The sequence below is a fragment of the Streptococcus sp. 3874 genome (assembly GCF_013276425.1).
GTDB classification, from domain to species: Bacteria; Bacillota; Bacilli; order Lactobacillales; family Streptococcaceae; genus Streptococcus; species Streptococcus pseudopneumoniae.
This window is the reverse complement of the sequence record NZ_VMLA01000080.1, coordinates 1-20,839: the sequence shown is the minus strand read 5'-3', so window position 1 is coordinate 20,839 and position 20,839 is coordinate 1. Positions and strand designations below refer to the sequence as shown.

The following is a 20,839-nucleotide window of genomic DNA, read 5'->3' as shown; positions in this document are numbered from 1 at the left end:
ATTCTTCTAACTATCAAAGTCACTGAGATACTCATAGCGTTCGTATTTTTCAAGGAGTGCTTCATTTTTCTCATCCAATTCTTTTTGGAGAGTAGCCAGCTTACCAAAGTCAGAGCCGTTAGCCTGCATTTCCTCTTCAATAGCAGCGATACGGTTTTCCAAGGTTTCAATATCACCTTCAATACTTGCCCACTCCTGCTTTTCTTGATAGGTCATGCGCTTCTTGTCTTCTCTGACCTTGACGACCTTCTCCTTTTCAGACTTTTGAACTTGATTGGCCATATCTGTTTCAAAGGCTTTTTCATCAAGATAATCGGTATAATGACCAAAGAAAGGACGAATCTTGCCATCCTCAAAAGCGAGAATCTTAGTCGCTACCTTATCCAAGAAATAGCGGTCGTGACTAACAGTCAAAACTGGACCAGCAAAGCCTTGCAAGAAATTCTCCAAAACTGTCAAGGTTGCAATATCCAAATCATTAGTCGGTTCGTCCAAGAGAAGAACATTTGGTTTCTCCAAAAGCAGTTTGAGGAGATAAAGACGTTTTTTCTCTCCCCCAGACAATTTCTCAATTAAGGTTCCATGCGTCGAACGTGGGAAAAGGAACTGCTCCAGCAACTCTGCAATCGAAGTCGTAGAACCACCGCTGGTCTTGACCTCTTCTGCCACTTCCTGCAAGTAATTGATAACTCGCTTGCTTTCATCCAAGCCCTCAATTTGCTGAGAGAAATAGGCAATGCGAACAGTTTCCCCAATCACAACTTGTCCTGTTGTCGGCTCAAGACTGCCTGCAATCAGGTTGAGCAGGGTCGATTTCCCAACACCGTTGTCCCCAACAATTCCAATACGATCTTTAGCCTGCACCAAGAGATTAAAATTCTGTAAAATTGGCTTATCATCATAGGCAAAGGAAACATCCTGAAACTCGATGACTTTCTTCCCAATCCGACTGGTTTCAAAGTTCATGGTCAAGTCTGTCTCAGCAGTACTGCCTGAAACTTCTTTCTTCAAGTCGTGGAAACGATTGATACGAGCTTGTTGCTTGGTTGCACGCGCCTGCGGTTGTCTACGCATCCAGGCCAATTCCTGCTTATAGAGTTGTTCTTTTTTGTGGAGAAGAGCTGCATCGCGCTCGTCCTGTTCCGCCTTAAGGCGAACATAGTCCTGATAATTCCCTTGATACTCGGTCAATCCAGCTCGATCCAACTCGAAAATCCGAGTTGACAAAGCGTCTAGGAAATAACGGTCGTGGGTAATAAAAAGGACGGTCTTCTTAGAATTTTTCAAAAAGAGGGTCAGCCACTCGATGGTCGCAATGTCCAGATGGTTGGTCGGCTCATCCAAAAGCAAGAGGTCGTGATTACCAAGAAGAACTTGCGCCAACTGGACCCGTCTTCTTAGACCACCTGACAATTCCCCAACAGGAGTAGATAAGTCCTGAATCCCCAGCTTGCTGAGAACAGTCTTGACCTGACTCTCGATTTCCCAAGCTTGGAGAGAGTCCATTTCAGCCATGACCCGTTCCAAACGAGCCTGCTTGTCCTCACTGTAGTTGAGCATGATCAACTCATACTCACGAATGAGCTGGATTTCCTTGAGGTCGCTGGAAAGAACCGTATCCAAGACCGTCTTGCTATCATCAAAATCAGGATCTTGAGTCAAATAACCAATCTGGTAATCATTCTTAGCCGAAAAGGGACTGACATCCCCATCAAAGCCAGAAACGCCAGAAAGAACATCTAAAAGGGTGGTCTTCCCTGTTCCATTGACACCAATCAAACCAATTCTGTCTAGGTCATGGATGATAAAGGAAATATCCCTAAAAACGGTCTTATCACCGACAGATTTACTTAGTTTTTCAACGATAAAATCACTCATTTCTTCTCCCTCAGATAAGCATGGATGGCTTGTCGGTCATTTTCCAATTCTCCATCGACAATGGCATACTCAATCTCTGTTAAAATCTCTCCCAAGTCTGGTCCCGGCTGATAACCATATTCCTTGATCAAAATGCCACCATTAATCTGAATTTCTTTCTTGTCATGAATGGTCAAACTCTGATAGGTTTCTGTTATGACTTGTGGGTTGACTGGTTTTCCCTGGGTCTGACGAAGATTTTCAGCCTGTAAAAGCAACTCCAAGTCAAAGCGATAACAATCGCGCTTGCTCAATTCTCCCTTTTCACGCAAGGCCAAAATAGTCAGCAAATCCTGAACTTGCTTGGCAAACTGACGTGAGGTCTTCCAAGCTTTCAAAAATGGCTGCGCATTTTCAATCTCCAAAGCCCACAGTAGAGCCGCCCAAGCTTGCTCTGAAGATTCAAAGGTGAAATCAGTCTCTAAATCAAACAGTCTGTTAAGTTTGTCTTGGCTAGATGCCAGATCAGGGAGATAGTCATAAGCTTGACTCTCAATCATGGAAGCCAAGCCCCTTCTCCAAAATGGAGCCAGCAAGAGTTTATCAAACTCAACGAAGATACGCTCCACAGAAATTTTCTCCAAAAGTGGCGTCAATGTCTTCATAGCTTTAAAGGTTTCTGGCTCAAGTTCAAAGCCAAGACTAGCCTGAAAACGGAAACCACGCATAATTCGTAGAGCATCTTCGTTGAAACGCTCACTAGCCACTCCAACCGCTCGTAAGACTTGCTTTTCCAAATCTTCTAAACCATGAAACAAGTCAATGATTTCCCCTGTCTCGTCCAAGGCAAAGGCATTGACTGTAAAATCACGGCGCTTAAGGTCTTCTTCTAGCGAGCGAACAAAAGAAACCGCACTGGGTCTGCGATAGTCCACATAGACATCCTCTGTCCGAAAGGTGGTTACCTCATACTCCTCATCCCCATCTAAGACCAAGACGGTTCCATGCTCGATTCCGATATCGGCTGTTCGCGGAAAAATCTGCTTGGTCTCTTCTGGATAAGAAGACGTCGCAATATCCACATCATGGATAGGGCGATTGAGAAGGGCATCTCGAACAGAACCTCCAACAAAATAGGCCTCAAAACCTGCTTCTTTAATTTTTTCTAATACTGGTAAAGCCTTCTGAAATTCAGAAGGCATTTGCGTTAATCTCATAATAAGTGTTCTAATCCATAGACAAGCTCATGACGCTTGACAACTTCTTTAATTCCCAAATTCACCCCTGTCATGAAGGAGCTGCGATCATAGGAGTCATGACGGAGCGTCAATCCTTCTCCCTGATTGCCAAAGATGACTTCCTGATGGGCTACCAAGCCTGGTAAACGAACTGAGTGAATCCGCATGCCATCAAAGTCAGCACCACGGGCACCTGCAATCAATTCTTCCTCATCAGGCGCACCTTGCTGAATAGACTCTCGAACTTCTGCCATTAACTCAGCCGTTTTAATAGCTGTTCCACTCGGAGCATCCTTTTTCTTGTCATGATGGAGCTCGATAATCTCCACATTGGGGAAATATTTAGCAGCCTGCCTTGCAAATTGCATAAGCAAGACAGCACCCAAGGCAAAATTTGGAGCGATCAAGCCACCCAAATCTTGGGCACGAGAAAATACTTTTAGCTCTGTAATTTCTTCACTCGTGAAACCAGTCGTTCCAACTACTGGAGCAAAGCCATTTTCAAGAGCAAAGCGTGTATTTTCATAGGCAACAGCTGGAGTTGTAAAATCTACCCAAACATCCGCTTCAAAGCCTGCTAAATCAGCCTTATCCTTGAAAACAGGAATTCCCTGCCATTCTGACTCAGACTCAAAAGGATCCAAAACTGCTACCAAGTCCAAGTCTGGATCAGCCAAGACCATCTGACAAGCAGCTTGACCCATCTTTCCCTTAAAACCAGCAATAATTACTCGAATACTCATCTCTACTCCTGTCTAAGATACAAAGGACGTTAGCTACCCATGAAAAATAGGGAATGGCGCTGACTTCCCACGAAAGGCAAGACAGGCATCTTTTTTCAAGAGGCAGGTAGTCCGTGTTCAATTGCTAAGATACAAGGCATCTTAACTAGCCTAAAAGTGCCAACTAAATCACTGGAATATAACCCAGAGCAATACTTCCTGCTCCTAGGTGGGTTCCAATGACACTACCGAATGTAGCAAGCGAAACATCTGAACTTAATCCAGATTCAATCAAGTGCTGACGCAATTCTTCAGCCTTTTCAGGAGCATTCCCATGAATGACAATGACCCGATATTGGCCTGAAGCCGTTGTTTCCTTGATGATTTCAATCAAGCGCTTGGTTGCTTTCTTTTCCGTACGAACTTTTTCGTAAACTTCAATCACACCTTGATCGTTAAAATAAAGGATTGGCTTAATGCTAAGCAAATTGCCCAAAATGGCAGCCCCATTTGAAAGGCGCCCACCTTTTACCAAATGATCCAGGTCATCTACCATGATAAAAGCTGACGTACGGCTGATTTGAATAGCTAGCTTATCCTGAATGATAGCAAAATCATCGCCCTGATCTCGCCAGTTAAAGACGCTTTCAACCATGATGCCTAGGGGAGCGCTTGTAATCAAAGTGTCTGGGAAAGCAATGGTTAAACCTTCATAGTCATCCACCATATACTGAATATTTTGGTAAAAACCTGAAATTCCAGAAGATAGGAACAGCCCCAAGGCATGTGTATAACCTTGTTCTTTGAGCGAAGTTAAGATCTCATCTAACTTGGCAATACTTGGTTGACTGGTCTTAGGCAATTCAGAAGCCTGAGCCATTTTTGGGTAAAATTCCTCAGCAGTCAGATTGATGCCTTCGACATACTCCTCACCATCAATATTGACAGGAATATCCAAGACATACAAATCTTCTCTTTGCAAGGTCTCTGCACTGAGATAGGCAGAAGAATCTGTGATAACAGCTAGTTTCATATTAGAACTCCAAATTGATTCCTGGTAAGTCTAATGCAATTTCAGTTACTTCGTAAGTCAAACGGTTGAGCATATTCAAACATGGACGAGCCAAAGTTTCCACTTCTTCTTGGCTCAATTCACTTGGTTCATTGACAATACGGCCATCGATATGATTTACCTGTGAAATGGTTCCACTGATGACAAACTTATCAAATACAATCATAAATGTCAAGATGACAATCAAGGAAGTCACTTGATTTTCTTGATTATGTTGGAGCAATTGGAAGTTCACATCCACCTTAGTTTCAGGAGCTCCATTTTCATTTTCCCATTCAAAATTACGCGCATCAAAATGATACTGACTAACAAATTCTTGTTCACGTTTAAGATTCATATCTTTCTCCCTCGGCTACAATATTATAAGCTATTGTACCATAATTTTTTATTTTCATCTAGTTTTCTAAGTTTTAGTCCATCTCAATTTCAGCTCGAACTACGTCTGCGATGGTATCAACATAGTAGTCAACTTCTTCTGTGGTAGGCGCTTCTGCCATAACACGCAAGAGGGGCTCTGTTCCACTTGGGCGTACTAAGATACGACCATTCCCTGCCATTTCTTCTTCCATCTTCTCGATGATAGCCTTGATAGCTGGCACTTCCATAGCCTTTTCCTTCATGGCATTTTCCACTCGGATATTGACTAATTTTTGTGGATAGATGGTTACTTCTGCTGCCAACTCTGACAAGCTCTTACCAGTTTCCTTCATGATTTTTGTCAATTGGACAGCGGATAATTGACCATCACCTGTTGTATTGTAATCCATCAAGATGACGTGACCAGACTGTTCACCACCAAGATTGTAGCCTGATTTTCTCATTTCTTCAACAACATAGCGGTCGCCAACTGCAGTTACTACCTTGTTAATACCTTCGCGGTCCAAGGCCTTGTGGAAGCCAAGGTTGGACATAACAGTTGTCACGATTGTATTTTGAGCCAATTGTCCTTTTTCAGAAAGGTATTTCCCGATGATGTACATAATCTTATCACCATCGACGATGTCCCCATTCTCATCGACAGCAATCAAACGGTCACTGTCTCCGTCAAAGGCCAAACCAATAGCTGATCCGCTTTCTTTGACCACTTCTTGAAGAGCTTCTGGGTGAGTTGAACCAACATTAAGATTGATGTTAAGACCATCTGGTGTTTCCCCGATAACCGTCAATTGAGCTCCAAGGTCTGCAAAGATTTGACGGGCACTGGTAGAAGCTGCACCATTAGCTGTATCCAAGGCAACCTTCATTCCATCAAGAGGAGTTCCAGTTGAAACAAGGTAGCCTTCATACTTACGCAAGCCTTCTGGGTAATCTACCAAGGTTCCCAAGCCTTCAGCACTTGGACGTGGCAGAGTGTCTTCTGCAGCATCTAGCAAGGCTTCAATTTCTGCTTCTTTTTCATCATCTAGTTTGAAGCCATCACCGCCAAAGAACTTGATTCCGTTATCAAGGGCTGGGTTGTGGCTAGCAGAAATCATGACACCCGCACTAGCTCCCTCAGTTTTAACCAAATAAGCTACTGCTGGTGTTGCCAGAACGCCTAATTTGTATACGTGAATCCCCACAGAGAGGAGACCTGCCACCAAGGCAGATTCTAGCATTTCCCCTGAAATACGGGTGTCACGTCCTACAAAGACTTTCGGTGCTTCCGTTTCATGTTGACTCAGAACATAGCCTCCAAAACGTCCTAGCTTAAAAGCTAATTCTGGAGTAAGTTCTACATTAGCTTCTCCACGGACTCCATCAGTCCCAAAATATTTACCCATTTTTATAAAATCCTTTTTCTATTTTTAATTCGTTTTTGAACTAGTTGCTTTCGTTGACGAAGATGTCTCCGATGAACTGCTTGTAGTTGAATTTGATGTGCTTGAACTTTGTGCTACTGGTTTTGTAGTCACCTTCATTGTTGTATCAAAGGGAGTGATAACTGCCGGTAAGACAACACCATTGCGGTCGATTGCCTGCAAAGGTACTGAACCACTGTAATTACCTGTTATGCGTTCGCTAGTTGGCAAGACAGCGATAATCTTATCAATTCTATCCAATGTCTCTTGGTCACTCGTAATCGACACTTCTTCATCTGACACCATGACATTTTCAATCTGTACCCGACTATCAATTTGACTAGGGTCAATCTCTGGTACAACCTTTACCTTATTCCTCTGAGCCTTCTTACCAATCTTGACTGTAATTTTTTGCGGAGTCGCCACAGCAGTCAGCCCATTGGGTAAATCTTCAATGCTCAAAGGAACTTCAATCGTTCCAACACTGGCATCTGTTAGGTCAGCAGTAACCTTGAATTTACGTGTGCTTTCTTGCATTTCACTAGCTAGCGATAGGCGATTTGCACCAGTCAAGACCACTGATACTTCTGAAGCAAAACCGCTAATAAAATACTCATCACTATTATAGCGTATGTCGATAGGGACATTTGTTACTGTATTCGTATAGGTTTCCGTTTTTACCTGCCTAGCACTGGTACTGTTTTGAAAATTCGTCGCCGTAGCATAGACAAATAGGACACAAGCAAAAAAGAGTGAGGATATGATGTATAAACTATTTTTTCTCATGTTTCCATCCTCCTAGCAATCGTTCTTTAAAACTAAGACCTGCTTCCTCTTTTGGAAGTAAGATTTCACGTAATTCTGTTTCAAATTCATCAAGTGTTAGGTTGTGCTTAAAGCTTCCATTATAGGTTATCGAAATTCCTCCCGTTTCCTCTGATACGACAAAAGTCAAGGCATCTGAGACTTCTGATAAACCAATAGCCGCCCGGTGTCTAGTTCCAAATTCCTTGGAAATTCCTGTACTTTCTGTCAAGGGCAGATAGGCAGACGTCACAGCGATACGTTCTTCTCTGATAATCACCGCACCATCATGTAGGGGAGTGTTGGGAATAAAAATGTTAATGAGAAGTTCTGCAGAAATCTTAGCATCCAAGGGAATTCCTATCGAAATATACTCCTGCAAGGTACGTACACGCTGAATAGCAACCAAGGCCCCGATTTTACGAGGACTCATGTATTCAACAGACTTAACAAAGGCACGAATCATCTGTTCCTCAGCACTAATAGGGGCATTGGAAAAGAAATCTGTCGCTCTTCCCAAACGTTCCAAACCAGTCCGAATCTCTGGAGAGAAGATAACAACCGCCGCAATAACTCCATAAGTAATAATTTGATTGATTAACCAAGAAATCGTAGTCAAACCAATCATATTTGCAAGGATTTGAGCTAAAATAAACACCAAAACTCCACGTACCAAAATCATAATCTTGGTTCCTGCAATAGCTTTTGTAAAATGGTATAAAATATAAGCAACAATCAAAATATCAATCAGATTGATAGCTATCGTCCATGGACTTGCAAACAAACTGGTCCAATATTGCAGATTGGATAATTTTTGAAAATTCATCCCTGATATCCTCCCTATCAAAACACTTTCGTCCTATTATACCATTTTCTGGCATTTTTTTCCCTATCCTAGTCCATTTTACATTGAACAAAAATATGATAAAATAAACTGACTAGAAAAAACAAAGGAGAAACTATGTCTCAACTCTATGATATTACCATTGTGGGTGGTGGTCCTGTCGGGCTTTTTGCAGCCTTTTATGCCCACCTACGCCAAGCCAAGGTTCAAATCATCGACTCTCTTCCCCAGCTAGGTGGACAACCTGCTATTCTCTACCCTGAAAAGGAAATCCTAGACGTACCAGGCTTCCCAAACCTGACTGGAGAAGAGTTGACTAACCGCTTGATTGAACAGCTAAATGGATTTGATACCCCTATTCATCTCAATGAAACGGTTCTTGAGATTGACAAACAAGAAGAAGAATTTGCCATCACAACTTCTAAAGGAAGTCACCTGACTAAAACAGTTATCATCGCTATGGGTGGCGGTGCCTTCAAACCACGTCCGCTGGAACTTGAAGGGGTTGAGGGCTATGAAAATATCCACTACCACGTTTCTAACATTCAGCAATACGCTGGTAAGAAAGTGACGATTCTTGGTGGGGGAGACTCGGCTGTGGATTGGGCTTTGGCTTTTGAAAAAATCGCACCAACTACCCTTGTTCACCGCAGAGATAATTTCCGTGCCTTGGAACACAGTGTTCAAGCCTTGCAAGAATCATCTGTAACCATCAAGACACCATTCGCCCCTGGCCAACTCCTTGGAAATGGAAAAACACTTGATAAACTTGAAATCACAAAAGTCAAATCTGATGAAACTGAAACCATTGACCTAGACCACCTCTTTGTCAACTATGGTTTCAAATCTTCTGTCGGTAACCTTAAAAACTGGGGGCTCGACCTCAACCGTCACAAGATTATCGTCAACAGCAAACAAGAATCCAGCCAAGCAGGTATCTATGCTATCGGTGACTGCTGCTACTATGACGGAAAAATTGATCTGATTGCGACAGGCCTCGGAGAAGCTCCAACTGCTGTCAACAACGCTATCAACTACATTGACCCTGAACAAAAAGTACAACCAAAACACTCTACCAGTTTATAAAAAAGAACCACGAGTCACATAGGATTCGTGGTTTTATAATTCATCGGCTAATTTATTTATCTTTCTAAGTCTATGGTTGACACCACTTTTGGTCAGAGGGGTGCTGAGGCTATCTGCCAACTGTTGGATAGAGTAGTCTGGGTGCTGAATCCGCAACTGCGCTACTTCCTGCAAATCTACTGGCAAATTTTCTAAGCCCATAATATCTTTGATTTTGCTGATATTGTTGATGGTCTTCATGCTGGCAGAGACTGTCCGAGCAATATTAGCTGTCTCGGCATTATTGGCCCGATTGAGGTCATTACGAGTTTCCCGCAAAATCTTTACTCTCTCAAAATCATCACGCGCCTGCATGGCTCCGATTACTATAAGAAAGTCCATAATATCTTCGGCACGCTGGAGATAGGTTACAGCCCCCTTCTTACGCTCAAGTACCTTGGCATCCAGTAAAAACTGCTGGAGAAGGGAGGCAATCCCTTGCGCGTGGTCCAGATAAACAGAACTGATTTCCAACTGGTACTTGCCTGACTCAGGGTCACGAATACTTCCATTTGCCAAGAAAGCGCCACAGAGATAGGCACGGCCTGCTTCCTCGTCTGATAAAATCTCCTCATCAATACCTGTTTCCAAACCAAAAAAGGAGTCTGCCAAGTGCAAATCACTCAACAAGTCCTGCACCTTTTCATCTGTAAAAACGGTATAGACCCGATTCTTGCGAAGATTGCTCCGTTGGTGGTGACGAATTTCCGATTTGATTTCATAGAAATGGAGAAAGGATTCATAGAGGTGACGAGCCAGTTTGGCATTTTCTGTCACAACGGACAAGGTCAGGCCCGAAGTCGAGAGACCGATGCTACCAGACATCTTGATAATGGCAGATAATTCATGTCGGCTTAGATGGTGCTGACCCAGGATTTCTTCTTTTACTGCTACTGTGAAACTCATTTTCTCACCTGTATAATCCGCATCAATTCATCCACAATCAAATTCCCATCGTGGAAGGCACCGCCATTTTCCAGACGAAGGAAGTTGGATGAAATCACACGCGGAACTTGCTTACAAAGACCTGCAAAATCATGTTCCACCTGCACCAAGTATTCATCAAACCGGTTGGAATTCATGTATTTCTGAGGCACTTTTTCAATATTCACCAAGACAGTGTCGATAAAAGGGCGATCAAGGTGACGATGCAAGACTTCCACGTGGTCCCTATCTGTAAAGTGTTCCGTCTCCCCACGTTGGGTCATGATATTGCAGACATAGGCAATTTCTGCCTTAGTTTCCAAAAGAGCCCGCCCAATTTCCTTAATCACGATATTGGGCAAAATAGAGGTAAAGAGGGAACCTGGCCCTAGGACAATCATGTCACTTTCAAGGATGGTATGCACTACTCGACGGCTGGCCAGAGGCGTATCATCGTTTAGGGCATTGGTCACATAGACATGGTCAATCATGCCTGGATGGTCTGCAATATGACTCTATCCAGCCACTTCTGTCCCATCTTGAAAGACTGCATGCAAGGTCAAAGGATGGTCACTGGAAGGATAAATCTTCCCAGTTGTATGGAAAAATTTGCTCAATAACTGCATGGCATTATAGGTCGACCCCTGCATTTCTGACAGGCCAGCGATAATGAGATTTCCCAACGGATGGCCAGCAAAGGCTCCCGCATCCTCGGAAAAGCGATACTGAAAGACTTTCTCATAAAACTTAGGCATATCCGACATGGCCACAAGGACATTACGAAGATCACCTGGCGGTGTCAATTGCTGCATATTTTTTCGGAGTTCACCTGATGAACCACCATCATCCGCCACCGTTACGATAGCAGCGATTTCCACATCTTTTTCACGCAGACTTTTAAGAATGACGGGGATCCCAGTACCTCCACCAATCACCGTTATCTTTGGTTTTCTCATGAACGGTTTACCGTTTCCTTTCTTCGGTCTTTGTCGCGATGCCCTTCATTAACAGGCCAATTCTTGGATAAGTCCTGCGCCAAGCGTTTGGCAAAAGCCACACTACGGTGTTGCCCACCCGTACATCCCATGGCAATAGTCAAAACAGACTTCCCTTCCTTTTGGTAACTTGGCAAAATCGGCTCAATCAAGGCCAATAAATGCTGATAAAAATCTTCCGACTCAGGATGATTCATGACATAGTCATAAACAGGTTCATCCACACCCGTTTGGTTTCTCAGCTCTGGAAGGTAATATGGATTTGGCAAAAAGCGCACATCAAAAACCAAGTCTGCATCAATTGGGATTCCATATTTAAAGCCGAAAGACATGACTTCGATACGGAAAGACTGGGCTTGTTCTTGATCTGAAAACTGCTCTGCAAGGGTTTTACGTAGCTCACGAGGAGTGAGTTCAGTTGTATCCACCACATTTTGGCTCATATTTTTCAAAGGCGCCAAGAGTTCACGTTCCAGCTTAATTCCATCTAAAATTCGTCCATCTGCTGCTAATGGGTGACTCCGTCTGGTTTCCTTGTAACGAGCGACCAATTCCTTATCAGCTGCATCCAAAAAGAGAATTTTAAAGTCCAGTTCTTCCTTGTTTTCCAACTCATCCAAAACAGCTTGAATCTCCGAGAAGAAAGAACGGCTACGCATATCCACTACCAAGGCCAACTTAGGATCGTCTTCCTTAGTTTCAACCAGCTGCAAAAACTTAGGCAAGAGGGCTGGCGGCATATTATCAATGGTAAAATAACCTAGATCCTCGAAAGACTGAATGGCTACGGTTTTCCCTGCACCACTCATTCCTGTCACAATCACCAAGTGAAGTTGTTTCTTTGTCATCTTTTTCTCCTTATATCAAAAGAAGTTTGGCAACACCAAACTTCAACTAGCTTATCCAATCTCTGCGATGACTTCGATTTCGACTTTTACATCACGAGGAAGACGAGCTACCTCCACAGCTGAACGAGCTGGAAATTCCTCTTTAAAGGCCGTTTGGTAAACCTCATTAAAAGGAACGAAGTCGTTCATATCGCTCAAGAAGCAAGTTGTTTTAACAACATGGTCAAAGTCTGTTCCTGCTTCTGCCAAAATAGCACCAATGTTTTTCAAGACTTGTTCTGTCTGTTCTTGAATCGTTTCTCCAACGATTTCCCCAGTTTCAGGAGAGAGAGGAACTTGACCACTAGCAAACAAAAGGTTGCCAACGATTTTTCCTTGAACATATGGTCCGATAGCCTTTGGAGCTTTGTCTGTATGAATTGTTTTTGCCATTTTCTTTTCCTCACAATTTTTCTAAGATTGCATCCCAAGCCTCATCCATCCCTGCCTTGCTGACAGATGAAAAGAGAATGAAGTCGTCACTTGGGTCAAAGTTTAATTTCTTTTTGATTGCTGATTCGTACTTGTTCCATTTACCACGAGGAATCTTGTCCGCCTTAGTCGCCACAACGATGACTGGAATCTCATAATACTTAAGAAATTCGTACATCTGTACATCATCTGCTGACGGGTCATGACGAAGGTCAACTAAACTGACTACCGCACGGAGATTTTCCCGAGTCGTTAGGTACTCCTCAATCATGCGCCCCCACTTTTCACGTTCCTTTTTGGAAACACGGGCATAACCATAACCAGGCACATCCACAAAGCGCATCTTGTCGTCAATGTTAAAAAAGTTGAGAAGCTGGGTTTTCCCAGGTTTCCCTGACGTACGAGCCAGATTCTTACGATTCAGCATAGTATTGATAAAGCTAGACTTGCCAACATTTGAACGCCCTGCTAGGGCAATCTCTGGTAGTTCATCCTGCGGATAGTGGGACTTATTCGCCGCACTGAGCAAGATTTCAGCATTGTGTGTATTCAGCTCCATAGTCACCTCTAAGCTGTTTCTAGGATTGGTTTATCCGTTCCATCGACAGCTTCTTTTGTGATGCGAACCAATTTCACATTTTCCTGACTCGGTACTTCAAACATGACATCTAGCATGGTTTCTTCTATGATGGAGCGAAGTCCACGCGCCCCTGTCTTCCGTTCGATGGCTTTATTAGCAATCTCTTGTAGGGCTTCGTCGTCAAATTCCAACTCGACATCATCATAAGATAGCAAGGTTTGGTACTGTTTGACCAAAGCATTTCTTGGCTCTTTCAAGATACGAACCAAATCATCTACTGTCAACTGTTCAAGAGCTGCAAAGACAGGCAAGCGTCCAATCAACTCAGGGATAATCCCGAATTTTTGAATATCTTCTGCGATGATTTCTTGCATGTAAGAGCTGTTTTCGTCAATCGCCTTATTGTTTTGACCAAATCCGATGACTTTTTCTCCAAGACGTTGCTTGACAATTTCTTCAATACCATCAAAGGCACCACCCACGATGAAGAGGATATTTTTAGTATCCACTTGAATCATCTCTTGTTGTGGATGCTTGCGTCCACCTTGAGGCGGTACGCTAGCAACAGTTCCCTCGATAATCTTGAGAAGGGCTTGTTGCACCCCTTCACCAGAAACATCACGTGTGATAGAAACATTCTCGCTCTTCTTGGCAATCTTGTCAATTTCATCCACGTAGATAATCCCACGCTCTGCACGTTCAATGTTAAAGTCAGCAGCCTGCAAGAGTTTGAGAAGGATATTTTCCACGTCCTCACCCACATAACCAGCCTCCGTCAGAGCTGTTGCATCCGCAATCGCAAAAGGCACATTCAAGCTCTTAGCCAAGGTCTGAGCAAGGAAAGTTTTCCCTGAACCAGTTGGGCCAATCATCAAGATGTTTGACTTCTGCAAATCTACATCTTCCGACTCTTCACGCGTATCGTGGAAATTGATACGTTTGTAGTGGTTGTAAACCGCCACTGCCAAGGCACGCTTGGCACGATCTTGACCGATTACATAGTGGTTCAAGATATGGAGGAGTTCAATTGGTTTTGGCACCTCAGACAAGTCTGCCAAGACTTCCTCAACCAATTCTTCTCGAATGATTTCCTGAGCTAACTCCACGCACTCATTACAAATAAAAGCATTGTTGCCAGCGATTATTTTTTGTACTTCTTCTTGGTTTTTGCCACAAAATGAGCAATAAACCATCATATCATTTTTTCTATTTGTAGACATGATTTCCTTCCATTCTATACTGTCATTCTATCTAAAATAAGGTCATGTAAAAAGCATGAATACTATTGACCAGATTGGTAAAGGCATTTAACCAAAGGAGGATAGAAAGCCCGTAACGCTTTTTACGAAAAGCCTGTGCTCCTGCCAGAAGGCAGATGAAACACAGAAAAGCCGTGAATAAACCAAATAAACTCCGTTCCATTAGACTTCCTTTCTCTTGCGATATTGGATGGTAAAATCATAAGGATTCTTCTCATCTTTGGCGTAGAATTTGCTTGAAACTGTCTCAAAAAGAGATAAGTCAAACTCCTCAGGAAAATAGGTATCCCCCTCCACCCGAGCATGAATGTGAGTGACAATCACTTCATCAAGGTAAGGTTCGAAAGCCTGAAAAATTTGCTTGCCACCGATAATGTAGAGATTCTTTTCTTGAGCCTGATACCAGTCCAGAACAGACTGGACGTCCTGAAAAGTAGCAACCCCATCTATCTTTTCTTCCGAATTACGCGTCAAAATCAGGGTTTCCCGTTTTGGAAGCAGGCGACGCCCCATTCCATCAAAGGTTACCCGCCCCATCAAGATAGCATGATTCAGAGTTGTTTCTTTGAAGTGTTGCAGTTCTGCTGGCAGATGCCAAGGTAGGCGATTGTCCTTCCCAATCACACCCTCTTCATCCTGGGCCCAAATAGCTACGATTTTCTTAGTCATGCTTCCATCCTTTTTACTGATAGTACTATTCTATCAAAAAACTCAAAAAAAGACTGGTTTGGAATAGCTTACAAAATAGAAAAAATCTGTAAGAAATTTCCTACAGATTTATCTATGTTGCCTTGTTTCTTACAAACCAGGTGCTTGTCCAAGTTCTGCGGCAAGCATCCAAACTGTTTTCTCAAGTTCAGCCTTAGCACCAACAAAAATATCGTTTGTAACATCATCGCCTTCTTCGTCAGTCACATCCAACGCTTTTTGAAAAAGAGTGATGAGGTAGCGATAAATATCTAGAACACGTTCCAAGCTTTCTTCAACATTACGGTATTCACCAGCTTCTTCTTCGATTTCACTGTTTTGAAGGAACTCTGTCAATGTAGAGAATGGGCTTCCACCGAGTGTAATCAATCGTTCGCTGATTTCATCTAAATGACCATCAAGAGCATCCATGTACTCATCCATTTTTGGATGCCATACCATAAAACCGCGTCCACGCATATACCAGTGTACTTGGTGCAAAGCAACGTGGGCTACGTACAAATCAGCAACAGCTTGATTCAAAACTTCCTTTGTTTTTGCCAATGCTACTGGCTCTGCTTTTGTTAATGTTGCGACATCTTTTGCTGCTTCTTTTTTCAATTCTACCATTTTATTTTACCTCATTCATTATTTTTATGTAAGCACTTCTTAATGATTACTACCTTAGTATACTACTAAGGAAAGACAATAGCAAGCCAAATGACCCACATGAGAAAAGTTGTAATAGACTGATAATTTAAGAATTCTTTAGAAGACGAAAAAGAGGTCTGGATGCTTATAGTCCATGGAAATCCATCAGCAAACTAGGAAGACAAACCCAGCTTGACCAAAGCACAAGTTTTGAGGTCGCAGGTAGAACTGAGCACGCTGATGTGGTTTGAAGAAATTCCCCAAGACTATAATAGATTGAAATAAGATGTAACCAAGTCGATTAGGAAAGACAAATGAATTTCTAAAAATGTTTTAGCAACCGCAATGTTCTGGTCTATATTCAATCTACTATATAATACTCTTCGAAAATCTCTTCAAACCACGTCAACGTCTCCTTGCCGTAGATATAGTTACTGACTTCATCAGTCTTATCTACAACCTNNTTTCATTGAGTATAAGATTCATTTCCGAGCAAGTTCTTGAATTTACTCGAGGATAAACTATCATAAAACAAAGAAAAAGAGGGTGCTACTATCACATCCCTCTTTCTAATCAGAGCTTAATACCAAACGCTGACATCTACGCGCCCTTGGATTCCTTTCATGTATTCAGAAGAGGTATATTGCCAACCTTTTTCTCCTGAATAATGAGGGTTTTCCCATTCTAAAGCATTGTTATAGGCCGCTACCCAGTTTACATGTTTTAAAATATCTGGGTGTTTTAAACGCGTCTGTAATAAACTACGATAGCTATAGACATACACATTTTGATAGCCCGCCTGCTTCATCGTCTCCATGTACTTGTTGATAATCTTAACCCAAGTACCTGTATCATTCGGAGCACGCTTACTTTTATTCACATACTCCCAGTTCTCAACATCATAGTAGATAGGGTAAGACAAGTTCATATTGTATTTCTTCAGAAGTTCAATGGTCTGTTCAGCATCATTCTCAGCATCAGTCTCATTTTCAGCATAGGTATAGAGATAGACGCCATAAGGTATTCCCAGACGGTTTAACTCCTTAATGTTATGCGCCAATTCCTTGTCTTCTTTACCGCTATAACCTAGACGAACAATGACACCATCTACTTCATTTTCATCAATAACCTTTTTCCAATCATTGATACGGCCATTGTGCTCACTAATATCAATAACTTTCTTAGCATGTTCGGTTCCAACTTGTTCTTCTCTATTATTAAAGAAATAGCGTTTACCATCTCTGTGAACCCAGCCGACATTCAAATCTTTCTTTTCTTTGAGCTCACCAGAGGCCGCAAAGATATAGCGAGCGCCATCCATAATCACTTCATCAGTCGCCATGGCACCACTTCCAGTCAAATAGTAGTTGCCTTGCCACTCATTCTGAGCCATATAGCCCCACTTCTTGAAATAGTACCATTTGCCGCCCACTTTTTGCCACTCTTGGTTAGCATAAGTTCCATCGGATTTGAGATAAAAATAAGCAGAATAGGCTGGATCATAAAGCCATTCATTTTGCATCATGGCACCTTGACCGTTCAAGAAATAACTTCCTTGCCATTGGCTTTTAGCCATGTAACCCCACTTCTTGAAGTAGTACCACTTATTTCCAATCAATTGCCATTCTTGATGAGCATAAGCCCCATCTGACTTGAGATAAAACCAACTCTTGTAATTATTATCATAAAGCCACTCGTTTTGAGCCATATAGCCACCTGATTTCAGGTAGTAATTGCCCTGCCACTCATTTTGAGCATAACGACCGTCTGATTTGAGATAAAACCAAGCTTTGTAGTTATTATCAAAAATCCATTCACTTTGAGCTTTAGAACCATCAGCCTTTACATAATAATCTCCATCCCAGTGGGCAGAGACACTGTTTCTCTGTTCATTGCTACTAGTTGATGAAGTTCCTGTTGATAGACTAGATTTTTCTGAAACTGTGCTTCCACTTGTTTCATCTGCCGCAATTCCTGAAACTCTTACGCCAAGTAAGCAAAGGCTTGCTAGCCCTATACATACAAATTTTGTTTTCAATCTTTCCTCTCCTATAAAAAATGGAACAGACATCTGAATGCTGTTCCACCTAGCTTTTGCTACTTACTGATTATTTTACAAAGTCAAGCAAAGCCAAGAAGCTTTCAGCTTCAAGTGACGCACCACCTACAAGGGCACCGTCAACGTCTGGACAAGCCATGTATGAAGCAACGTTCTCAGGTTTAACAGAACCACCGTATTGAACACGAACTTTGTCTGCAACTTCTTGACCAAAGTCAGCAGCTACAACGTCACGAACAACTTTACACATTTTTTGTGCGTCGTCTTGTGAAGCTGATTTACCAGTACCGATAGCCCAGATTGGTTCGTAAGCGATAACTGATGCAGCAACTTGTTCAGCAGTCAATCCAGCCAATGCAGCAGATACTTGAGCACCTACAAATTCAGCAGCTTTACCAGCTTCGTAAGTTTCAAGTGACTCACCACAACAGATGATTGGAAGCATACCGTTTGCAAAGATTGCTTTTGCTTTTTTGTTGATATCTTCGTCAGTTTCATGGAAGTAGTCACGGCGTTCTGAGTGACCGATAACAACGTAGTCAGTACCGATTTCTTTCAAAACTTGTGGGCTTGTTTCACCAGTGAAGGCACCTGCATTTTCAAAGTAGCAGTTTTGAGCAGCAACTTTAAGGTTTGAACCTTTTGCCGCAGCAAGAACTGTTGTCAAATCAAGAGCTGGAGCAGCGATACCTGCTTCAACAAGATCTGATGAAGGAAGTTTTGACGCAACTGCTTCAACGAATGCTTTAGCTTCTTCTGGATTTTTGTTCATTTTCCAGTTACCAGCGATAAATGGTTTACGTGACATTTCACATACCTCTTTTTTCAATTTATTTTCTATTTATTTTATCACAATTAGACACAGCTTGCAAATCTTACTCGGATTTCAAGCCTGCTGACATGGATTAATCCTTCCAGAGATCCATAGCATTTCTGAAATCTGCCGATACCTGTGTCAACTGAGGATTGCTTGCTTCTCTTTCTGCCCGCTTAGCCTCGATTTGAGCCACACTTTTGATACCTTCATGTCGCCAGTTTCTCAAAATCGCCTGGATGTACTTCCAGTTTGGTTTTCCATTCAAAACAGCTTCACGAAGAGCTTCCTTAATCAAGTCAGCACTGGTTCCATCTTCCTTTAGTGTCTTCATCAAATCCTCAATCTCAAAAGGCGTCAACAAGCGTCCCAACTCCTGCTGGAAGGTTTCCACCAAATCCTTAAGATGATTTTGAGGTATCAACTGGTCTGAACTCGAAGCAATAGCTCCAAGCAAGTCATCCAAACGTTCCAAAGCCAAACTAGCATCAAAAAGCAATTCGATTTCGCCATTTAATTCGATAGTACGATACTGGAGAAGTCCCCTCTCCGTCAGATTGGAAATGGACTGGTTGACATCCGAAATTTCCTTGCCAATCCTTTCAGCAATCTGGCTTGGCGACATTTCTTCTAAGCCTGTCGTATTTTGCAAATAGAAAAATTGCCAAACCAGAAAATCGTCGCTAGAAGGAAAGAGTTCCTTAAAATGCAAGAGCAGGGCACTCGGTAAAACCAAGTTCCCTGATTTAAAAGCGTCTAAATATGTCATAATTCCTCTTATAAATACCCAAATGTAGATGCATCATCTTCTATTTTTCTCCAGTCAAAAGGCGTCTCCTGATAGACCGCATAATTCACCCAGTTACTGAAAAAGAGGGCTGCTGATGAAGACCAACAAAGACAAGGTGTCTGGTTGACATCATCATCCTTAAAGTAATTTTCTGGAATATGAGGATCCAAACCTGCATCACGATCTCGGAAATATTCATTTGCCAAGGTATCACGGTCATATTCCAAATGCCCAAAACTATAAATTTCACGCAAATCACGACTAGCCAAAATCGAAACCCCAACCTGAGAACCCTCTGATAAAATCTCGAGATTGGTTTTGTTTAAGACCTCTTCCTTAGAAATCTCCGTGTGCCGAGAATGAGGGGAAACATAGCTATCGTCAAAGCCTCTTAAAAGAAGGTGCCCTTCTTTTAAAGTGTCCTGAGGATAAATACCCGATAACTTACTGTCCATCTGGTATTTTTCCACTCCATAACGCAGATAAAGACCAGCCTGAGCCCCCCAACAGATATAAAGGGTCGAATAGACATGGGTCTTGGACCACTCAAGCACCTGGCTAAATTCCTCCCAATAGTCCACTTCCTCAAATGGTAAATGCTCAACTGGAGCACCCGTGATAATCATCCCATCAAAATACTCATCCTTGACTTCAGGAAAGGTTTTATAAAAGGTCTCCATGTACTCTGAACGAGTTGTTTTAGAACGATGGCTCTCCATATAGAGAAAATCAATATCCAATTGCAGGGGCGTATTAGCCAAATGGCGCAACAACTGGGTTTCTGTGACCATTTTCTGTGGCATGAGATTTAAAATTAAAATCTTCAAAGGACGGATATCTTGGTGGGCCGCACGTTGATCATCCATGACAAAGATATTCTCTGTCCGTAAAATCTCAACAGCTGGTAATTTTCTATCGATTCGAATCGGCATAACCCTCTCCTAACTGTACTCTTTCAGAAATAATTGCATATGTTTGAAACTCTTCGAGAATCTCTTCAAACCGCGTCAACGTCGCCTTGCCGTAGGTATATGTTACTGACTTCGTCAGTTCTATCTGCAACCTCAAAACGGTGTTTTGAGCTGACTTCGTCAGTTCTATCTGCAACCTCAAAACGGTGTTTTGAGCTGACTTCGTCAGTTCTATCTGCAACCTCAAAACGGTGTTTTGAGCTGACTTCGTCAGTTCTATCTGCAACCTCAAAACGGTGTTTTGAGCTGACTTCGTCAGTTCTATCTGCAACCTCAAAACAGTGTTTTGAGCTGACTTCGTCAGTTCTATCTACAACCTCAAAACAGTGTTTTGAGCTGACTTCGTC

The 20,839-nt window shown here is 42.4% G+C and carries 22 protein-coding genes and 1 pseudogene; 1 reads left to right on the top strand and 22 read right to left on the bottom strand.

The annotated features are described in order from the left end of the window. Positions 1-6: 6 nt before the first annotated feature. From HT703_RS08350 to cdaA, 8 genes are all read right to left on the bottom strand, one after another. Positions 7-1,878, bottom strand: a complete 1,872-nt coding sequence (locus HT703_RS08350) for an ABC-F family ATP-binding cassette domain-containing protein (protein ID WP_054392592.1) — start codon at positions 1,876-1,878, stop codon at positions 7-9. Continuing rightward, entirely contained in the window at positions 1,875-3,074 is a 1,200-nt protein-coding gene (locus HT703_RS08345; protein ID WP_078374274.1) for a CCA tRNA nucleotidyltransferase, read from the bottom strand. The genes HT703_RS08350 and HT703_RS08345 overlap by 4 nt, the downstream gene beginning before the upstream one ends. Then, on the bottom strand, positions 3,071-3,838 hold the full coding sequence (gene dapB / locus HT703_RS08340) for a 4-hydroxy-tetrahydrodipicolinate reductase (RefSeq protein ID WP_000027869.1): 768 nt from the start codon (positions 3,836-3,838) through the stop codon (positions 3,071-3,073). Before dapB ends, HT703_RS08345 begins: the two co-directional genes overlap by 4 nt. A 163-nt stretch (positions 3,839-4,001) precedes the next feature. Next, positions 4,002-4,850, bottom strand: a complete 849-nt coding sequence (locus tag HT703_RS08335) for a DegV family protein (RefSeq protein WP_023933188.1) — start codon at positions 4,848-4,850, stop codon at positions 4,002-4,004. Position 4,851: 1 nt separating this feature from the next. Further along, positions 4,852-5,226 (bottom strand): DUF1149 family protein, encoded by a 375-nt coding sequence (locus tag HT703_RS08330; RefSeq protein WP_001050094.1) that lies wholly within the window; start codon positions 5,224-5,226, stop codon positions 4,852-4,854. Positions 5,227-5,299: 73 nt separating this feature from the next. Next, positions 5,300-6,652 carry a phosphoglucosamine mutase gene (gene glmM, locus HT703_RS08325; protein WP_172930031.1) on the bottom strand — a complete coding sequence of 451 codons (1,353 nt, stop codon included), beginning with the start codon at positions 6,650-6,652 and terminating at the stop codon, positions 5,300-5,302. Between the two features lie 24 nt (positions 6,653-6,676). Further along, positions 6,677-7,456, bottom strand: coding sequence for a CdaR family protein (locus tag HT703_RS08320; protein WP_138703584.1), 780 nt, complete (start codon positions 7,454-7,456; stop codon positions 6,677-6,679). Next, entirely contained in the window at positions 7,443-8,300 is an 858-nt protein-coding gene (gene cdaA, locus HT703_RS08315; RefSeq protein ID WP_172930030.1) for a diadenylate cyclase CdaA, read from the bottom strand. The genes HT703_RS08320 and cdaA overlap by 14 nt, the downstream gene beginning before the upstream one ends. A 135-nt stretch (positions 8,301-8,435) precedes the next feature. Here cdaA and HT703_RS08310 point away from each other — a divergent pair, with 135 nt between their 5' ends. Continuing rightward, a complete protein-coding gene (locus tag HT703_RS08310) occupies positions 8,436-9,404 on the top strand; it encodes an NAD(P)/FAD-dependent oxidoreductase (protein ID WP_000080999.1) in 969 nt (322 codons plus the stop codon). Positions 9,405-9,437: 33 nt separating this feature from the next. Here HT703_RS08310 and whiA read toward each other — a convergent pair whose 3' ends face one another. From whiA to HT703_RS08240, 14 genes and pseudogenes are all read right to left on the bottom strand, one after another. Next, positions 9,438-10,349 (bottom strand): DNA-binding protein WhiA, encoded by a 912-nt coding sequence (whiA, locus tag HT703_RS08305; protein WP_033684109.1) that lies wholly within the window; start codon positions 10,347-10,349, stop codon positions 9,438-9,440. After that, positions 10,346-11,323, bottom strand: a pseudogene (locus tag HT703_RS08300) (YvcK family protein). Before HT703_RS08300 ends, whiA begins: the two are co-directional and overlap by 4 nt. Then, entirely contained in the window at positions 11,320-12,210 is an 891-nt protein-coding gene (gene rapZ / locus HT703_RS08295; protein ID WP_049511934.1) for an RNase adapter RapZ, read from the bottom strand. Before rapZ ends, HT703_RS08300 begins: the two are co-directional and overlap by 4 nt. 51 nt (positions 12,211-12,261) lie before the next feature. Continuing rightward, positions 12,262-12,642 carry a RidA family protein gene (locus tag HT703_RS08290; protein WP_001140420.1) on the bottom strand — a complete coding sequence of 127 codons (381 nt, stop codon included), beginning with the start codon at positions 12,640-12,642 and terminating at the stop codon, positions 12,262-12,264. A gap of 10 nt (positions 12,643-12,652) precedes the next feature. Next, on the bottom strand, positions 12,653-13,240 hold the full coding sequence (yihA, locus tag HT703_RS08285) for a ribosome biogenesis GTP-binding protein YihA/YsxC (RefSeq protein WP_119941956.1): 588 nt from the start codon (positions 13,238-13,240) through the stop codon (positions 12,653-12,655). Positions 13,241-13,248: 8 nt separating this feature from the next. Beyond that, positions 13,249-14,481: an ATP-dependent Clp protease ATP-binding subunit ClpX gene (gene clpX, locus HT703_RS08280; protein WP_000106341.1), complete on the bottom strand. Its 1,233-nt coding sequence runs from the start codon at positions 14,479-14,481 to the stop codon at positions 13,249-13,251. A 31-nt stretch (positions 14,482-14,512) separates the two neighbouring features. Beyond that, complete coding sequence (locus tag HT703_RS08275) at positions 14,513-14,683, bottom strand: hypothetical protein (protein ID WP_000442276.1); 171 nt, start codon at positions 14,681-14,683, stop codon at positions 14,513-14,515. Next, positions 14,683-15,189 carry a dihydrofolate reductase gene (locus HT703_RS08270; RefSeq protein ID WP_119941958.1) on the bottom strand — a complete coding sequence of 169 codons (507 nt, stop codon included), beginning with the start codon at positions 15,187-15,189 and terminating at the stop codon, positions 14,683-14,685. Before HT703_RS08270 ends, HT703_RS08275 begins: the two co-directional genes overlap by 1 nt. A gap of 129 nt (positions 15,190-15,318) precedes the next feature. Beyond that, entirely contained in the window at positions 15,319-15,837 is a 519-nt protein-coding gene (locus HT703_RS08265; protein ID WP_119941960.1) for a Dps family protein, read from the bottom strand. Between the two features lie 601 nt (positions 15,838-16,438). After that, entirely contained in the window at positions 16,439-17,929 is a 1,491-nt protein-coding gene (gene lytC / locus HT703_RS08260; RefSeq protein ID WP_007284876.1) for a choline binding-anchored murein hydrolase LytC, read from the bottom strand. Between the two features lie 37 nt (positions 17,930-17,966). After that, positions 17,967-18,725 (bottom strand): triose-phosphate isomerase, encoded by a 759-nt coding sequence (gene tpiA, locus HT703_RS08255; RefSeq protein ID WP_000087893.1) that lies wholly within the window; start codon positions 18,723-18,725, stop codon positions 17,967-17,969. Between the two features lie 97 nt (positions 18,726-18,822). Beyond that, on the bottom strand, positions 18,823-19,500 hold the full coding sequence (locus tag HT703_RS08250) for a DnaD domain-containing protein (RefSeq protein WP_000221595.1): 678 nt from the start codon (positions 19,498-19,500) through the stop codon (positions 18,823-18,825). 8 nt (positions 19,501-19,508) lie between these two features. After that, complete coding sequence (metA, locus tag HT703_RS08245; protein ID WP_023937474.1) at positions 19,509-20,453, bottom strand: homoserine O-succinyltransferase; 945 nt, start codon at positions 20,451-20,453, stop codon at positions 19,509-19,511. A 65-nt stretch (positions 20,454-20,518) separates the two neighbouring features. Beyond that, a partial coding sequence (locus tag HT703_RS08240; protein ID WP_172930029.1) for a hypothetical protein occupies positions 20,519-20,839 on the bottom strand: 321 nt, incomplete at its 5' end.

Coding starts and splice junctions, on each gene's coding strand:
- HT703_RS08350 (WP_054392592.1), bottom strand. CDS start 1,878: ATGAGTGATTTTATCGTTGAAAAACTAAGTAAATCTGTCGGTGATAAG.
- HT703_RS08345 (WP_078374274.1), bottom strand. CDS start 3,074: ATGAGATTAACGCAAATGCCTTCTGAATTTCAGAAGGCTTTACCAGTA.
- dapB (WP_000027869.1), bottom strand. CDS start 3,838: ATGAGTATTCGAGTAATTATTGCTGGTTTTAAGGGAAAGATGGGTCAA.
- HT703_RS08335 (WP_023933188.1), bottom strand. CDS start 4,850: ATGAAACTAGCTGTTATCACAGATTCTTCTGCCTATCTCAGTGCAGAG.
- HT703_RS08330 (WP_001050094.1), bottom strand. CDS start 5,226: ATGAATCTTAAACGTGAACAAGAATTTGTTAGTCAGTATCATTTTGAT.
- glmM (WP_172930031.1), bottom strand. CDS start 6,652: ATGGGTAAATATTTTGGGACTGATGGAGTCCGTGGAGAAGCTAATGTA.
- HT703_RS08320 (WP_138703584.1), bottom strand. CDS start 7,456: ATGAGAAAAAATAGTTTATACATCATATCCTCACTCTTTTTTGCTTGT.
- cdaA (WP_172930030.1), bottom strand. CDS start 8,300: ATGAATTTTCAAAAATTATCCAATCTGCAATATTGGACCAGTTTGTTT.
- HT703_RS08310 (WP_000080999.1), top strand. CDS start 8,436: ATGTCTCAACTCTATGATATTACCATTGTGGGTGGTGGTCCTGTCGGG.
- whiA (WP_033684109.1), bottom strand. CDS start 10,349: ATGAGTTTCACAGTAGCAGTAAAAGAAGAAATCCTGGGTCAGCACCAT.
- rapZ (WP_049511934.1), bottom strand. CDS start 12,210: ATGACAAAGAAACAACTTCACTTGGTGATTGTGACAGGAATGAGTGGT.
- HT703_RS08290 (WP_001140420.1), bottom strand. CDS start 12,642: ATGGCAAAAACAATTCATACAGACAAAGCTCCAAAGGCTATCGGACCA.
- yihA (WP_119941956.1), bottom strand. CDS start 13,240: ATGGAGCTGAATACACACAATGCTGAAATCTTGCTCAGTGCGGCGAAT.
- clpX (WP_000106341.1), bottom strand. CDS start 14,481: ATGTCTACAAATAGAAAAAATGATATGATGGTTTATTGCTCATTTTGT.
- HT703_RS08275 (WP_000442276.1), bottom strand. CDS start 14,683: ATGGAACGGAGTTTATTTGGTTTATTCACGGCTTTTCTGTGTTTCATC.
- HT703_RS08270 (WP_119941958.1), bottom strand. CDS start 15,189: ATGACTAAGAAAATCGTAGCTATTTGGGCCCAGGATGAAGAGGGTGTG.
- HT703_RS08265 (WP_119941960.1), bottom strand. CDS start 15,837: ATGGTAGAATTGAAAAAAGAAGCAGCAAAAGATGTCGCAACATTAACA.
- lytC (WP_007284876.1), bottom strand. CDS start 17,929: ATGTCTGTTCCATTTTTTATAGGAGAGGAAAGATTGAAAACAAAATTT.
- tpiA (WP_000087893.1), bottom strand. CDS start 18,725: ATGTCACGTAAACCATTTATCGCTGGTAACTGGAAAATGAACAAAAAT.
- HT703_RS08250 (WP_000221595.1), bottom strand. CDS start 19,500: ATGACATATTTAGACGCTTTTAAATCAGGGAACTTGGTTTTACCGAGT.
- metA (WP_023937474.1), bottom strand. CDS start 20,453: ATGCCGATTCGAATCGATAGAAAATTACCAGCTGTTGAGATTTTACGG.